Consider the following 15,550-nt stretch of genomic DNA (forward strand, 5'->3'; position numbering starts at 1 on the left):
CCTCACTTCCTGAATCGAATTATTTATTTATATTGGGAAACATCAATACCTAATTCTTCAGCTTTGTCAATCACTTGATCAATCGCACCCACGTTTCTAAACGCTTCTTCAGGTAGAGTGTCGTATTTACCTTCTAAGATACCTTCAAAGCCATCTAATGTTTCTTCAACGGTTACAAACGAACCTGGAACGCCAGTAAACTGTTCAGCTACATGGAAGTTTTGTGATAAGAATAATTGAATACGACGTGCACGTGTCACTGTCACTTTCTCTTCATCACTTAATTCTTCAATACCAAGAATTGCGATAATATCTTGCAATTCATTATATCTTTGCAATGTTTGTTGAACTTGTGTTGCAATTTGATAATGTCTATTCCCAACAATATCTTCAGATAAAGCAATCGATGTTGATTCTAGCGGGTTCACTGCTGGATAAATACCTTGTGACGTTAACTTACGGTCTAAGTTTGTTGTTGAATCCAGATGGGCAAACGTTGTCGCTGGCGCCGGGTCAGTATAGTCATCTGCTGGAACATATACAGCTTGAATCGAAGTAATCGCACCATCAACCGTAGAAGCGATACGTTCTTGCATGGCGCCCATTTCACTTGCTAATGTCGGTTGGTAACCAACAGCAGACGGCATACGTCCTAATAGTGCTGATACCTCAGATCCTGCTTGAGTGAAACGATAGATATTATCAACGAATAGTAGTACGTCTTGTTTCATTGTATCTCTGAAATATTCTGCCATAGTTAAACCAGTTAATACAGTTCTCATTCTCGCTCCAGGTGGCTCGTTCATTTGACCAAACACCAAGGCAGTATTCTTATCAACACCACTCTCAGCCATCTCCTGAATTAAGTCATTCCCTTCACGAGAACGTTCTCCAACACCAGCAAAGACGGAAATCCCATCCCGTTCTTGTGCGATATTGTGGATTAATTCTTGAATGAGTACTGTCTTACCAACTCCAGCACCACCGAAGAGCCCGACTTTCCCACCTCTTAAATAAGGTGCCAATAGGTCAATAACTTTAATTCCAGTTTCCAATACTTCAAAGTTACTTTCTAAGTCTTCATACTTTGGAGCATCATTATAGATACTTTTCAATTCATAGCCAGTTTCTAATGGACCACGGCGATCGATTGTCTGACCGAGCACATTAAATACTCGTCCTAAAACTTCTTTTCCAACAGGAACTTGGATAGTTGAACCTGTATCAACCACTACCATATCACGACTTAAACCTTCAGTCGCATTCATAGCAATAGTTCTAACAGTCCCTTCACCTAAGTCCAATGATACTTCGACGACTGTTACATCATCACGATTTAAATCCTCTTCAGTAACTGTCTCTTCCGTTTCATTTGGAATGATCACTAAAGCATTCTGAATATGAGGGACGCCATCGTCTTTAGGAAACCGAACATCGACGACTGGGCCGATAACTTGTTCTACTTTTCCAATTCTCATGTTATCTTGCCTTCTTTCCTTTAATTTTGTGCATTCGCACCACTCGTAATCTCGATGATTTCATTCGTTACGCGTTTTTGTCTTTGTTGATTATAGACATATTGTAAATTCTTAATTAAATCAGTTGCATTATCAGTTGCTTGAGTCATTGCTTGCATGCGACTTGCTTGTTCTGCGGTTTTTGCATCTAAGATTGTTCCATAAATCATACTTTCTGCATATTGAGAAAGCAGTATATCTAACACATCTGGAACATCAGGTTCTATGGCATAATCAACATCTGTTTTTTCTTCAGTTGGAAGATTTGTCAGAGGTAATAATTGCTCACAACGAAATTCATTTTGCAAAGCATTTATTGAATGATTATAAACTAGATATAATTCATCGAAAGTCTCGTTTTTAAATAACTCAACACATTTTTGGATTAAACTTTGAACTTGTGTAAATGTCGGAAAGTCAGATAAATGATGCAACTCGTGTGCAACATTAAAATTTTCTTTTCGACATAATTTCATAATAGGTTCACCGACGGCCATCACAACGATATCTTCTGCACCTTGATTTCTTTCGTCCAATAATGCTTTAAATTCTTTCAATATTGTTGAGTTGTAACCACCAGCCAATCCTTTATCTGATGTAATCACTAAGTAACCTGATTTCTTAACGGGTCGATTAATTAGTAAATCATGAAAATCGACGATACTCGTTAAGTCACTATTCGTTACATAACCAGCATTACTTATATCACCAACTTGACGCATTAAGTTTGCAACCGTTTGTTTAATTTTCGTTGCATATATTTCATAATTACTTGATATATTAACAATTCGGTTATACTTTGTCGTAGAAACTAAACTCATTGCTTTAGTAATTTGAGATGTCTTATTGATTGAATCAATTTGTCTTCTAATTTCTTCTAATGCCAATATATTTCACCTCGATTAATCTACTGTTTGCATTGTTCGGAACATTTCTCCAAAGTTACTTAATAAATTGTCTAAGCTTTCTTGATCCGGCAAATCACCCGTATCTACAATTTCTTTCAAGACATCTGAATGAGTTGTCTCGATATAATCGTATAATTGCTCTTCATAGTATTTCACTTGATCAACAGGGATATTTTCTAAATACCCGTGAGTTAAAGCAAATAACATAATTACTTGATTCGTTACGGGTATTGGTGAATGAGACGATTGTTTTAATACTTCAACCGTTAATTTACCTTGATCTAATCTTCTTTGAGTGGACTCATCTAAGTCTGCTCCGAATTGAGAGAATGCCTCGAGTTCTCGGTAACTTGCTAAGTTTAAGCGAAGTGTCCCGGCAACTTTCTTCATTGCCTTCAATTGTGCTGATCCCCCGACACGAGATACTGATAACCCAGCATCAATGGCAGGTCTTACTCCAGAGAAGAATAGATTTTGATCCAAGAAGATCTGTCCATCTGTAATCGAAATAACGTTTGTCGGAATATATGCAGATATATCTCCAGCAAGTGTTTCTACAATCGGTAAAGCTGTCATTGAACCGCCACCCATTTCTTTATTCAATTTAGCTGAACGTTCTAATAAGCGTGAATGTAAGTAGAATACGTCACCGGGATATGCTTCTCGTCCAGGAGGTCTTTTAAGTAATAAACTCATCTCACGATAAGCTGCTGCTTGTTTTGATAAATCATCATAAATAATTAATACGTGGCGTCCGTTATACATAAATTCTTCACCCATAGCTGTAGCCGCATATGGAGCTAAATATAATAGACTCGACATTGATGATGCACTCGCAGAAACAACAATCGTATGATCCATTGCTCCGTGATGTTCCAATGTTGTCACTAAGTTTTTAACAGTAGATTCTTTTTGACCAATTGCTACATAAATACAAATAACATCTTCATCTTTTTGATTAATGATCGTATCTACGGCTAAAGTTGTCTTACCAGTCTTTCTGTCTCCGATAATTAATTCACGTTGTCCTCGTCCAATTGGAACTAATGTATCAATGGATTTAATCCCTGTTTGCATTGGCTCAGCAACACTTTCTCTATCCATAATTGCTGGTGCTTCTGCTTCAATCGGACGATTTTTCTTATTGATAATTTGTCCATTCCCATCTAATGGTTCTCCAAGTGGATTGACAACTCTTCCTAATAGGGCTTCTCCTACTGGAACCTGCATCACTCGATTCGTCCGACGAACTAAATCTCCTTCGTCAATATCAACATATTCTCCAAGGATAATCACACCGATATCATCTTTTTCTAAGTTTTGCACCATGCCAATAGTACCATTAGCGAATTCAATCATCTCACCGTTCATGGCATTATCTAAACCATTTACTCGGGCAATACCATCCCCAATGAAAGAAATGATTCCGATTTCTTCAAGGTGATGCGATGCATCAAATTGTTGGATCTGTTGACGTAACCGCGTAGTTAATTTTTCAGTTTCCAATTATTTCACCTCTATTTCATATTGATTTGTTTGTGTAGATAACCATTTAAATCATTTAATTTACGTTTTAAACTGTTATCGTAAAAGTAAGTTGTACTTTGTACTCTGATTCCAGCTATCATGGATGGATCTACACGAAAATCGACTTTATCATTGTCGAAAGGAATGACATGATTCACCGCATCAATAACTTTTTTTCTTTCTTCATCAGTTAATTGTTGTGCACTTGTTATTCTCACTTTTTCATTCGAACGATAATCATCTTGCTCACTTGCTTCTCTGATTCGTTTTTTGTTTATAGAAAATGAAGCAAGTTGTTGTAGTAATTGTTCTTCATTAAGTGAATTATTTATATTATCTACTTTCATTTATACTCGCATCCATTTCTAATACTAATTCTGATATCAATTGTTGGTGGTCTTCCGAATTTACTTCACGTCTTAATACTTGTTCAGCAATTTCGATAGATAATTTACCAATTTGATCTTCCATTGATTCCAGCATTTGTCTACGTTCCCGTTGAATAGATAGTTCTGCTTGTGTGCGCATTTCTTCTATCTCTTCTTTTGCTCGTTCAATTTGATCAGCTTTCATCTTTGAAACTTGCCATTTTGTATCTTGTACTAATTTATTGGCTTCAGTTCTCGCGTTAGTTAGCATTTCTCTTGCTTCATCTTCCGTTGCTTCAGCATTTTTTTTCGCTACTTTAGCATCGTTAATATTACTATCAATTATTTCTTCACGTTCTTGTAGAATCTTTGATATGGGATCCCAAGCAAATTTAGAAACGATAAATAAAAGAATAGCGAAGGATATAATTGTCATTAAGAAATGACCTACTCCTGTTTGAAGTATTGATTCAAGCATTTAATTCCCTCCATTTTCCGTAGTTAATTCTTACATGAATAGTAACATAAAAGCAATAACGGCAGCCATAATTGGGATAGCCTCAATCATACCTACACCGATAAACATTGTCCCTCTAATTTTACTTTCCATTTCTGGTTGTCGAGCCATCGACTCAATTGCTTTTGAAATAACCAAACCGTTCCCGATCGCAGACCCTAAAGCAGCGAAAGCAATCGCTATTGCAGCACCAATTCCGTTCATAATTATATGTCTCCTTTATATTTTAAAATTTTAATGTTCAGTAACAACTTTATGTGATAAATAAACCATGGATAACGTTACAAAGATATATGCTTGTAATGCCCCAATGAATAATGAAAATCCTTGCCATACCATTTGTAATGGTATCCCAGCTAACCAAGTAACTAAACCGAAACTGTTACCTAATTGAGCGATTAATGCGAGTAGTATCTCACCTGCAAAGATATTCCCAAATAAACGTAATGACAAAGTAGCAATTGAAATAATTTCATCTGCAGCTTTAATCGGGAGTACGGCTACATTAGGTGTAGCATAATTCTTTTTGAAATATCCACCAAAACCAAATTTTTTGATCCCTAGAATATGCGAAATGAAATTCATAGTAAGAGCTAATGCAATACAGACGATTGGATCCGCTGTCGGACTTTTCCAATACGAAATCTCATGAGCTTCTACTAAAAATGGTAAACCAAGCACATTTGATACAAAAACGAATAAAAATAGCGTCAAAGCTAACATGACGTAGACAGGTTGACTTTGACTACCAAATGATTCCTCAACTATCCCATTAATAAATGATATTAAATACTCAAAGACAGTTTGTGTCTTTCCAGGATTCTCAACCTTCAGTTTACGTGTGAAAAATAAAGATAGAAGAAATACAATAATCAAAGTAGCAATCATTGCAACTAATGTATTAAACCCGACATTAATACCGAATAGATTAACTAATTTTGTCTCACTCAAAAGCGACCCCTCTTTCTTTAAAAATATTGTGCACAAACTTTTTATAGTTTATATCACGTCAAATAAAAAGCTATTAAATATTTATTCAACATTTTTTATTTTACCATGGAAATTACATTAACACAAACACTTACTAGTCAGTAACCACAGCGTTTTTTTGTGTAGTACTATATTGACCTTGAATATATTTTACATTATAGTATTTATTTTTTTGTATTAAGTTTACTAACAAAAAATATTTTATTTTTTATTTTAATTTTTCCGGGCTATTATTTTTATATATTTCATAATGATTACGCTACCACCTTGATTAAATCAAATGTTTACAAAAATAATAAAAACAATTTATTTTTAATATTTCAAGTTTTTTTAGTGTTCCTTTGTACTTTATATACACCCACATGTTGTTATAGTTTATAAAATATGCAAAAAAAAGAGAGTAAGTTTTTACTTACTCTCTCAAAAATTAAATTAAATGTGGATTGGTTGACCTAATACTAGTTCGGCAGTATCCATTACAACTTCACCTAATGATGGGTGAGAGTGAATAGTTAATGCTAAATCTTCTGCATTTAAGCCACCTTCTACAGCAAGGATTAATTCAGTTAATACCTCGGATGCGTTCGGACCTACTACTTGAGCACCGACTAGAATATTATCTTCTGTTGTAGTTACTAAACGAACAAATCCTTCAGTTTGGTCTAATGAAATTGCACGACCGTTACCACCGAATGGGAATTTAGATGCTTTAACTGATAATCCAGCATCTTTAGCTGTTTTTGCAGTATGACCTACAGAAGCTAATTCTGGATCTGTAAATGCTACAGCTGGCATTGCAACGTAATCTACAGTATCAGCTTCTCCACTGATTGCAGCTGCTGCAACTTTACCTTCGTATGAAGCTTTATGTGCTAATGCAGCACCAGCAACGATATCACCAATTGCATAGATGTTAGGTAAGTTAGTACGACCTTGGTTATCTACTTCAATTAAGCCACGATCGGTCATCTTAACGCCTGCTAACTCTAAGCCCATTTCGTCAGTGTTTGGACGACGTCCAACTGAAACTAATACGTAATCAGCGTTTAATTCTTCTTCTTTACCGTTAACTTCGAATTTAACTGTTACTGAATCACCGTTATCAACTGCTTCTTTAGCCATTGCGCTAGTGTGAACAGTCATATTACGGCTCTTCATTTCTTTTTCTACAATTCTTACCATATCTTTTTCAAACGTTGGTAATAATTGTGGTGAACCTTCTAGAACTGTTACTTCAGAACCTAAGTTAGCATAAGCCATACCTAATTCTGAACCAATCACTCCTCCACCGATAACAACTAATTTTTTTGGAACTTCTGTTAAGTTTAATGCACCAGTTGAATCGATAACACGTCCACCGAATTTGAATCCTGGGATTTCAATTGGGCGAGAACCTGTGGCGATGATAGCATTTTTGTATGAATAACTTTCTGCTCCATCTTCATGAATAACACGTAAATGATGATCATCTTGGAAGAAAGCTTCTCCCTTAATGATTTCAACTTTATTCTTTTTAAGTAACATTCCAACGCCACCAGTTAATTTTGAAACAACTTCATTGTCTTTCCATTCTTGTGTGCGTTTGAAGTCTAATTTAACTTCGTTAGTTGTTACACCAAATACTTCACTGTTTTGTGCATTGTGGTATGCATGTCCAGCACTAATAAGTGCTTTAGAAGGAATACATCCTACGTTTAAACAAACTCCACCAATATGTTCACGTTCAATGATGGCAACTTTTTGGCCTAGTTGTGCTGCACGAATCGCTGCAACATATCCACCAGGGCCTGAACCGATAACAACTGTATCTAATTCAACTGCGAAATCTCCAACTACCATTTATTTATTCACCTTATCCTTCCATTAACAATAATTCTGGATCTGCTAAGTAACGTTTGATTTCGTTCATAGCGTGTTGTGCTGTAGCACCGTCAACGATACGGTGGTCAAAACTTAATGATAATTTAACAACACGTCCAACTGCTAATTCACCTTCGTCATTAACAACAGGTTGTTGTACAATTGAACCGAATCCTAAGATAGCTACTTCTGGGTAATTGATAACTGGTGTGAACCATTTACCACCTGCAGAACCGATATTAGAGATTGTAACAGTTCCGTCTCCCATTTCAGTAGCAGATAATTTACCTTCGTGAGCTTTACCTGATAAATCAGTGATTGCGTCTGCAATATCAAACATGCTTAATGCGTTAGCATCTTTAATATTTGGTACGTATAATCCACGATCTGTATCTGTTGCAATTCCGATGTTGAAGTAGTTTTTGTAAACTATTTCGTTAGTTGAGTCATCAATCGATGCGTTTAATACTGGGTATTTCTTAACAGCTGCTACTAAAGCTTTAACAACATATGGTAAAAATGTTAATTTAGTATCGCGTTCTGCAGCAACATTTTTGAATTTCTTACGGTGATCCCATAATTTAGAAACTTCAATTTCGTCATGTAATGTAACATGAGGTGCTGTATGTTTAGAGTTAACCATTGCACGAGCAATTGCTTTACGCATACCTGACATAGGTTCGCGAGTTTGACGTTCTGAAACTGGTACAGAAGCTGGTTCTGCTGCTTTAGCTGGTGCTTCTTTAGCTGGAGCTGCTTTCACTTCAGAAGCTGTTTCAGTTTGTGCTGCTACTGCCACTGGAGCTTGAGCTGTTGTTTGATTTGGATCAAAGTTATTCACGTCATCAGCTGTAACACGTCCACCTTTACCAGATGGTGTTACTGATGTGATATCAATTCCTTTGTCACGTGCTAATTTACGTACAGAAGGCATTGCTAGAACGCGTCCTGTTGCGCTGTTTACGCCTGCAGTACCTGTAGATGCTGCTGGTTGAGCGTTAGAATCAGCAGGTTGTTGTGCTGGATCTTCGCCTGCTTCACCTGTTGGTGATGCTGGAGTTGATTGAGTATCTTCGCCTGAACCTTCGTAGTCCGGTGCATCAATTTCAACTAAGATATCATCAACGACTGCAACTGTTCCTTCTGATGCATGGATTTTAACCACTTTACCAGCATATGGTGAAGGTAGTTCTTCTACTGCTTTATCGTTTTGGATTTCTACTAGAATTTGATCTTCTTCAATTGTATCGCCTTCAGCTACTAACCAAGATACAACTTCACCTTCAATAATTCCTTCACCTAATTCAGGTAAACGGAACATGAAGTTAGATCCACCTGCTGCTGGTTTAGCCGCTGGTGCTTCTTGAGCTGGAGCCGCTGGAGCCACTTCTTCAGCTTCATCTTCGTAACCAGGTGCGTCAATTTCTAGTAGTACTTGACCAACTGTTGTTACTTCACCTTCTTGTGCAACAATTTTTGAAACTGTTCCACTCACTGGTGAAGGTAATTCTTCTACTGCTTTATCATTTTGAATTTCTACTAAAATATCGTCTTCTTGAACTTGGTCGCCTTCAGCGACTAACCAAGATACAACTTCACCTTCAACGATACCTTCGCCTAATTCAGGTAATTTAAATTTAAATGCCATTGGGTGTTTACATCCTTTCTCGTTTTCAGATATGTTTAACAAATAACCAAAGAGTAGTAGTCCTACCCTAAGTATTTATATTTAGAAATCAGTAGCTTCTTTTACTTTTGCTACGATATCATCAGCATTTGGTAACCAGTCTTTTTCTGCCATACCGAATGAGAAGACAGTGTTTGGTGCTGCTACGAATCCAATTGGAGCTTTTAGTGAAAGAACTGCACGTTGTGAAATTTCAGAAATTACTTTCTCACCGACACCTGCTTGACGTTGTGCTTCTTGAACAACGACAACACGACCAGTTTTTTCAGCTGAAGCAACGATTGTTTCGATATCTAATGGATGAACAGTACGTAAGTCAACGATTTCAGCTGAGATGCCTTCTTTTTCAAGCGCTTCTGCTGCTGAAATTGCTTCACGAACCATTGCACCGTAAGTGATGATAGAAACGTCAGTTCCTTCTTTAACAATGTTCGCTTTCCCTAATGGAACTGTATATTCTTCTTCTGGAACTTCCTCACGGAATGAACGGTAAAGTTTCATATGTTCTAAGTAAACAACTGGGTCATTATCACGAATTGCAGAGATTAATAATCCTTTAGCATCATATGGGTTAGATGGGATAACAACTTTAATACCAGGTGATTGTGCAATTAGACCCTCTAATGAGTCCGCGTGCATTTCTGGTGTTGCTACTCCTCCACCGAATGGTGAACGAATTGTGATCGGCATAGTGCGTGATCCACCTGTACGGTAACGAGTACGCGCTGCTTGTCCTACAATTGAGTCCATAACTTCGAAAACAAATCCGAAGAATTGGATTTCCATAATTGGACGGAAGTTTTCAAATGTTAAACCAACGGCTAAACCACCGATACCAGATTCTGCTAAAGGTGTATTAAATACACGGTCCTCTCCGAATTTTTCTTGTAAACCTTCTGTGGCACGGAATACCCCACCGTTAGCTCCTACGTCTTCACCGAAGACTAAAGTACGGTCATCGTTGCCTAATTCAATTTCTAAAGCGTTTGTGATCGCTTGAATCAATGTCATTTGAGCCATGATTATTTATTCTCCTTTGCTTCGTAGTATTCAATTTGTTCTTGTGTTACATAGTCAGGAGTTTCAAACATATTTTTCAAGAAGTCCGAAACTTTTTGTTTAGGAGTAGATTCTGCTTGTTTAATTGCTTCTTTAGCAGCTTCTTTAGTGTTTTCAACTACTTCGTTTTCTTTTTCTTCTGTCCATAATCCTTTTTCAGTTAAGAATTTACGGTAACGGTTTAATGGGTCACGTTGACGCCATTCGTCTTGAGCACCTTCTGGTTGGTAACGTTTTGGATCATCACCTGATAGTGAGTGAGGTCCGAAACGGTAACATAATGTTTCGATTAATACTGGTCCGTTTCCTGCAATCGCATATTCACGCGCAGCTTTCGTTACAGCATAAACCGCTAAAATATCCATACCATCAACTTGAACACCTGGGATACCAGCTGCTACAGCTTTTTGAGCTAATGTTGGTGCTGCAGTTTGGAATTCACGTGGAGTTGAGATAGCCCAACCGTTGTTTTGAATTACGAAGATTGCTGGTGCTTTATAAGCTCCGGCAAAGTTCATTCCTTCATACACATCACCTTGAGATGAACCACCGTCACCCGTCCAAGTCATTGCTACGGCTTTACGACCATTTTTCTTGATACCCAAAGCTGCACCAGCAGTTTGAACATACTGAGCACCAATAATAATTTGTGGTGGATAAGCTCGGAAATCTTCAGGGTAAGTACTTCCTTCTACATGTCCTTTAGACCATAAGTATGCTTTGTAACTAGGTAATCCATGTTGCATTAATTGAGGTATATCGCGGTATCCTGGGAAGATAATGTCATCTTCAGTTGTTGCCGCAATTGTTCCTAATTGAGAAGCTTCTTGTCCAGTTGTTGGAGCTACGAATCCTAAACGTCCTTGACGACTTAATGCTTGAGTACGGTTATACCACTCGCGGTAGAAAACCATATCTTCCATAAATGTTACTAATTCTTCGTCTGAAAGTTCAGGCATTAATTCCTCATTAACTACCTTTCCGTCATTATCTAATATTTGAACTGTGCTAAAATCAAAGTTGTCTGCTCTTAGCAGATCTTCCATTTTTGCAGGAACTTTTTTATTTGCCATGCTATTACACATTCCTCTCTTAAAATAATATAGAATAATACAAAGCACAATAAACTGTACTATTCAGTTATTTCTAATTTATCACGCTCATTAAATAATTGCAAGTATTATAAAAATTATAAAACGATTACAAAACCTGATTTTAAGCTTGTTGAGAAAATCTTCACAATATGTCGATTGAAATTTAAAATTTTATTTGTTGTTATATTTTCATTGAAAATGTGTTTCAATAAGGAAATTCTGTTGTAGTACAAAATTCGCCTGTAACATTTATTATAATCAAATGAGATGATTCCAATTTGTTTGTTATAATGTTTTTTTATAGTTCTTTTTATAAATTGTTTCTATTTAATGTTTTGAGTCATCTATTGCATAAAATTTCATATAAATACTTGCTGCATCTACATTGTTAACTGTTTATTTTTAATATACTAAAGTAATTATTATTTTAGCAATTAATAAGATATTTTTATTCATTTCGCCTATATTTCACCTAATCGAATTATTTTGTCACAAAAAAATAAGTGTCAGTGAACTATTTCACTAACACTTATTTATTTTATCGCTTAAAAAGATCTAAATCGTTTATTTCGATTGGCTAATCGTGTTTCTACATCCAGCTGATTTAATTCCTTAAACTTCGCTTTAATATCATTTATAGTCCGTTTTAAGATGACATCTCGGTTTAAAGGAACTCCATGATTTATCTCTGAAATGATTTTTTCTACGACTTTTAATTCGTGTAAATCTTCTGCCGTAAGTTTCATGACATCCGCTGCTTTTGAAGCCAGTTTCGCATCCTTCCATAATATAGATGCAAAGCCTTCTGGAGATAGAATAGAGTAAACGCTATTCTCAAGCATCCACACTTCATCTGTTAATGCCAAAGCTAGCGCTCCCCCGCTTCCACCTTCTCCGAGAATTATCGATAAGGTAGGAACTTCAACTTTCGCAAAAGTTAATAGTGATTGAGCGATTGCTTCCCCTATACCTGTCTCTTCTGATTCTGGTGAGGCATGTGCTCCAGCTGTATTAATTAAGGTTAATATTGGACGATTAAATTTATTCGCTTGTTCGACAAGACGAATTGCTTTTCGGTAACCGCCTGGGCCGACTGACCCAAAGTTTCGTTCTATGTTCTCACGGGTTGTACGGCCTTTTTGAATACCGATAATCGTTATAGGTTGCCCGTCATACATGCCGATACCTCCAATAATGGATTTATCATCTTCCATATGACGGTCTCCATGTAATTCAATAAACCAATCAGTTAAATTCTCAATGATATCAATGGTTGAGATTCTTTTTAAATCTCTCGCTTTTAAGACTTTTTCATAGGCTTTGCTCATAATTACACACCACCTTCATATGAATGAGCTTGGATTAATTGGTTGATGATTTGTTTCTGGTTTAATCTTGGTACAATTGAATCGATAAAACCATTATCAAATACCCATTCAGCTTGTTGAAAGTCTTTCGTTAATTTACTTTTAATTGTTTGTTCAATCACACGTTTCCCTGCAAAACCTACGACTGCCCGAGGTTCTGCTAGTGTTACGTCCCCTTGCATCGCAAAACTCGCTGTGACACCACCGGTGGTCGGATTTGTCAACACACTACAATAAAATAAACCTGCGTCTTGATGTTTCGCAACCACTTGCGAGATTTTCGCCATTTGCATTAAGGATAAGATCCCTTCTTGCATCCTAGCTCCACCAGAAGCAATGTAGAGAATAACAGGTAGTTTATGCTCCGTCGCATGCTCGAACAGCCGTGTAATTTTCTCACCGACAATTGTCCCCATACTTGCCATGACGAATCGTTTATCCATCACACCAATTGCTATTGCTCTACCATCAAGTTCTGCTTCACCTGCGACGACTGCTTCTTTCAATTGTGTATTATCTTGCGCTTTTTCTAACTTGGCACTATAGCCTGGAAAATTTAGTGGGTTCTTCGCGTTTAGATCGCTATCCCATTCCTTAAATGACCCTTCATCTACTAACCATTGAATACGTTCATAAGCTGGAAAATGTAGATGTTCACTGCAATGTGGGCAACAGTAATCTTCTGTAATTTGATTTTGTAATATAATTCGATCACAATGTGGACATTTTTCTGCAATATTATCTGGAATAGATGATCTTTGTGTGGCTACTTCAGCGGGACTAATTGGATTAATTCTTATTGTTTTTTTTCGCCTAAATAAAGCCAAAACATCACCTCTTATTCTTCAGTATTTTCTTCTTTTTCTAACCATTTTGGCATATAGTGGGTTTCTAACCACTTCGTATGCACTCTGTCCCAATTAATATATTCATCACTTACAAGTGCTTCGAGTAAGTCGATATTTGTTTCAACACCTTCAACAGTCACTTCATATAAAGCGCGCTCCATTATCTTCAAAGCATCTTCTAAAGTATTTGAATGCGTAATTACTTTCGCCACCATTGAATCATAGAATGGTGGTAATGTGTAATGAGGATAAAGAGCAGATTCAATTCGTAAACCTAGACCGCCTGCAGGAAACATTAATTGATTAATGTGACCAGCGGAAGGTCTAAAATTATCTCTTGGATTCTCTGCATTCAAACGTACTTCAACCGCAAAGCCTTTTACTTGAATATCCTCTTGCTTATAAGTTAATGGCTCACCCATGGCTACACGGATTTGTTCTTTTACTATATCCACACCTGTAACCATTTCAGTTACGGGATGCTCAACTTGTAAACGTGTATTCATCTCCATGAAGAAGAAGTTATTGTCTTTATCAACTAAAAACTCAATGGTTCCCGCGTTCTGATAGCCTATGGCTTCCGCTGCTTTTACAGCTGTTTCACATATGTTTTTTCTGACCTCTAGGGGCAGACTGACCGCTGGAGAGATTTCTAGAACCTTTTGATTGTTACGTTGGAATGAGCAATCTCTTTCTCCTAGATGAATAACGTTACCGTATTTATCTCCTAACAATTGAACTTCAATATGTTTTGCAGGAGCAATAATACGTTCAATATATAGGTCTTTATTTCCATAAATTGCTTCCGTCTCATTCTGTGCTTGACTAAACAATGCATCTAATTGTGAAGCGTCTTCTACACGGCGCATCCCTTTACCACCACCACCATCTGCGGCTTTAATCATCAAAGGGTATCCAATATCAAGTGCAATATCACGGGCTTCTTCAATTGAATAAATTAACCCAGCACTACCAGGAGTAATTGGAATACCAGACTTACGCATTGTATCTCTGGCATGTTGTTTATGTCCCATAACATCAATAATATGACTATTCGGTCCAATGAATTCAATACCTACATCTTCACATAAAGTCACAAAATCACTTCGTTCTGATAGAAAACCGTAACCAGGGTGGATTGCATCCACTCCTGTTGCTAAAGCAGCACTGATGACAGCGACTGGATTTGCATATGAATCCAAAGATTTTGCTGGACCAATACAAATGGCTTCGTCCGCTAATTCAGTATGTAAGGCATTCCGATCTGCTTCACTGAAGATAGCCACTGAAGTAATATCCATCTCGCGGAGCGCACGTATAATTCTAACCGCGATTTCTCCGCGGTTTGCCACGAGAACTTTTTTAAACATCTTATTTCGCCCCTATAATGAATGTCATTTCACATTCACATACAACTTTATCTCCAACGTATGCTTTACCAATTCCGATACCTGCATTACTTTTTAGTTTTTTAATATTAACTTCAAGACGTAATACATCTCCAGGAACAACTTTTTTACGGAATTTAACTTTATTTAAACCACCTAAGTAAGCTGTCTTTCCGTCAAATCCTTCTAATGATAATAATGGAATTGAGCCTGCTTGTGCTAATGATTCTACAATTAGAACACCTGGGAATACAGGTTCTCCAGGGAAGTGTCCTTGGAATACTTCTTCGTTAATTGTCACGTTTTTACGTGCGACAACTTTTTCACCCGGAATTAATTCATCCACTGCATCGATAAAGAAAATTGGGTAACGATTTGGAATAATTTCCATTACTTGAGTTGCTGTTAATAGTGTCATTG

Annotated in this window: 15 protein-coding genes; all 15 read right to left on the minus strand. The window is 36.9% G+C overall.

The features are described from left to right. Positions 1-23: 23 nt before the first annotated feature. A complete protein-coding gene (gene atpD, locus ACEN33_RS01295) occupies positions 24-1,478 on the minus strand; it encodes a F0F1 ATP synthase subunit beta (RefSeq protein ID WP_407094412.1) in 1,455 nt (484 codons plus the stop codon). Between the two features lie 20 nt (positions 1,479-1,498). Continuing rightward, positions 1,499-2,404: an ATP synthase F1 subunit gamma gene (gene atpG / locus ACEN33_RS01300; protein WP_407089176.1), complete on the minus strand. Its 906-nt coding sequence runs from the start codon at positions 2,402-2,404 to the stop codon at positions 1,499-1,501. 15 nt (positions 2,405-2,419) lie between these two features. Then, complete coding sequence (gene atpA / locus ACEN33_RS01305; protein ID WP_407089177.1) at positions 2,420-3,931, minus strand: F0F1 ATP synthase subunit alpha; 1,512 nt, start codon at positions 3,929-3,931, stop codon at positions 2,420-2,422. Positions 3,932-3,942: 11 nt separating this feature from the next. Further along, positions 3,943-4,299 carry a F0F1 ATP synthase subunit delta gene (locus tag ACEN33_RS01310; RefSeq protein ID WP_407089178.1) on the minus strand — a complete coding sequence of 119 codons (357 nt, stop codon included), beginning with the start codon at positions 4,297-4,299 and terminating at the stop codon, positions 3,943-3,945. After that, positions 4,286-4,798, minus strand: coding sequence for a F0F1 ATP synthase subunit B (gene atpF, locus ACEN33_RS01315; RefSeq protein WP_407089179.1), 513 nt, complete (start codon positions 4,796-4,798; stop codon positions 4,286-4,288). Before atpF ends, ACEN33_RS01310 begins: the two co-directional genes overlap by 14 nt. A gap of 30 nt (positions 4,799-4,828) precedes the next feature. Next, positions 4,829-5,041: a F0F1 ATP synthase subunit C gene (gene atpE / locus ACEN33_RS01320; RefSeq protein WP_407089180.1), complete on the minus strand. Its 213-nt coding sequence runs from the start codon at positions 5,039-5,041 to the stop codon at positions 4,829-4,831. Between the two features lie 30 nt (positions 5,042-5,071). Beyond that, complete coding sequence (atpB, locus tag ACEN33_RS01325) at positions 5,072-5,788, minus strand: F0F1 ATP synthase subunit A (protein WP_407089182.1); 717 nt, start codon at positions 5,786-5,788, stop codon at positions 5,072-5,074. Positions 5,789-6,259: 471 nt separating this feature from the next. Beyond that, positions 6,260-7,666, minus strand: a complete 1,407-nt coding sequence (gene lpdA, locus ACEN33_RS01330) for a dihydrolipoyl dehydrogenase (protein WP_407094413.1) — start codon at positions 7,664-7,666, stop codon at positions 6,260-6,262. Positions 7,667-7,679: 13 nt separating this feature from the next. Next, entirely contained in the window at positions 7,680-9,335 is a 1,656-nt protein-coding gene (locus ACEN33_RS01335; protein ID WP_407094414.1) for a 2-oxo acid dehydrogenase subunit E2, read from the minus strand. An 81-nt stretch (positions 9,336-9,416) separates the two neighbouring features. Next, positions 9,417-10,394 (minus strand): alpha-ketoacid dehydrogenase subunit beta, encoded by a 978-nt coding sequence (locus ACEN33_RS01340; protein ID WP_407094415.1) that lies wholly within the window; start codon positions 10,392-10,394, stop codon positions 9,417-9,419. Positions 10,395-10,396: 2 nt separating this feature from the next. Beyond that, positions 10,397-11,506, minus strand: coding sequence for a pyruvate dehydrogenase (acetyl-transferring) E1 component subunit alpha (gene pdhA, locus ACEN33_RS01345; RefSeq protein ID WP_407089185.1), 1,110 nt, complete (start codon positions 11,504-11,506; stop codon positions 10,397-10,399). 566 nt (positions 11,507-12,072) lie between these two features. After that, positions 12,073-12,855, minus strand: a complete 783-nt coding sequence (gene accA / locus ACEN33_RS01350; protein WP_407089186.1) for a carboxyltransferase subunit alpha — start codon at positions 12,853-12,855, stop codon at positions 12,073-12,075. A 2-nt stretch (positions 12,856-12,857) separates the two neighbouring features. Further along, the gene (gene accD / locus ACEN33_RS01355; RefSeq protein ID WP_407089188.1) at positions 12,858-13,721 is read right to left on the minus strand and encodes an acetyl-CoA carboxylase, carboxyltransferase subunit beta; all 864 of its coding nucleotides are present in this window, start codon (positions 13,719-13,721) and stop codon (positions 12,858-12,860) included. Between the two features lie 11 nt (positions 13,722-13,732). After that, positions 13,733-15,112, minus strand: coding sequence for an acetyl/propionyl/methylcrotonyl-CoA carboxylase subunit alpha (locus ACEN33_RS01360; protein WP_407089189.1), 1,380 nt, complete (start codon positions 15,110-15,112; stop codon positions 13,733-13,735). A 1-nt stretch (position 15,113) separates the two neighbouring features. After that, a complete protein-coding gene (fabZ, locus tag ACEN33_RS01365; protein WP_138404059.1) occupies positions 15,114-15,548 on the minus strand; it encodes a 3-hydroxyacyl-ACP dehydratase FabZ in 435 nt (144 codons plus the stop codon). Positions 15,549-15,550: the final 2 nt, after the last annotated feature.

This window comes from Ruoffia sp. FAM 24228 (genome assembly GCF_045528575.1).
GTDB classification, from domain to species: Bacteria; Bacillota; Bacilli; order Lactobacillales; family Aerococcaceae; genus Ruoffia; species Ruoffia halotolerans.

Bases quoted from the DNA above. Each gene is read 5' to 3' on its own strand.
- atpD (WP_407094412.1), bottom strand. From the start codon at position 1,478: ATGAGAATTGGAAAAGTAGAACAAGTTATCGGCCCAGTCGTCGATGTT.
- ACEN33_RS01310 (WP_407089178.1), bottom strand. From the start codon at position 4,299: ATGAAAGTAGATAATATAAATAATTCACTTAATGAAGAACAATTACTA.
- atpF (WP_407089179.1), bottom strand. From the start codon at position 4,798: ATGCTTGAATCAATACTTCAAACAGGAGTAGGTCATTTCTTAATGACA.
- atpE (WP_407089180.1), bottom strand. From the start codon at position 5,041: ATGAACGGAATTGGTGCTGCAATAGCGATTGCTTTCGCTGCTTTAGGG.
- lpdA (WP_407094413.1), bottom strand. From the start codon at position 7,666: ATGGTAGTTGGAGATTTCGCAGTTGAATTAGATACAGTTGTTATCGGT.
- ACEN33_RS01335 (WP_407094414.1), bottom strand. From the start codon at position 9,335: ATGGCATTTAAATTTAAATTACCTGAATTAGGCGAAGGTATCGTTGAA.
- ACEN33_RS01340 (WP_407094415.1), bottom strand. From the start codon at position 10,394: ATGGCTCAAATGACATTGATTCAAGCGATCACAAACGCTTTAGAAATT.
- pdhA (WP_407089185.1), bottom strand. From the start codon at position 11,506: ATGGCAAATAAAAAAGTTCCTGCAAAAATGGAAGATCTGCTAAGAGCA.
- accA (WP_407089186.1), bottom strand. From the start codon at position 12,855: ATGAGCAAAGCCTATGAAAAAGTCTTAAAAGCGAGAGATTTAAAAAGA.
- ACEN33_RS01360 (WP_407089189.1), bottom strand. From the start codon at position 15,112: ATGTTTAAAAAAGTTCTCGTGGCAAACCGCGGAGAAATCGCGGTTAGA.
- fabZ (WP_138404059.1), bottom strand. From the start codon at position 15,548: ATGACACTATTAACAGCAACTCAAGTAATGGAAATTATTCCAAATCGT.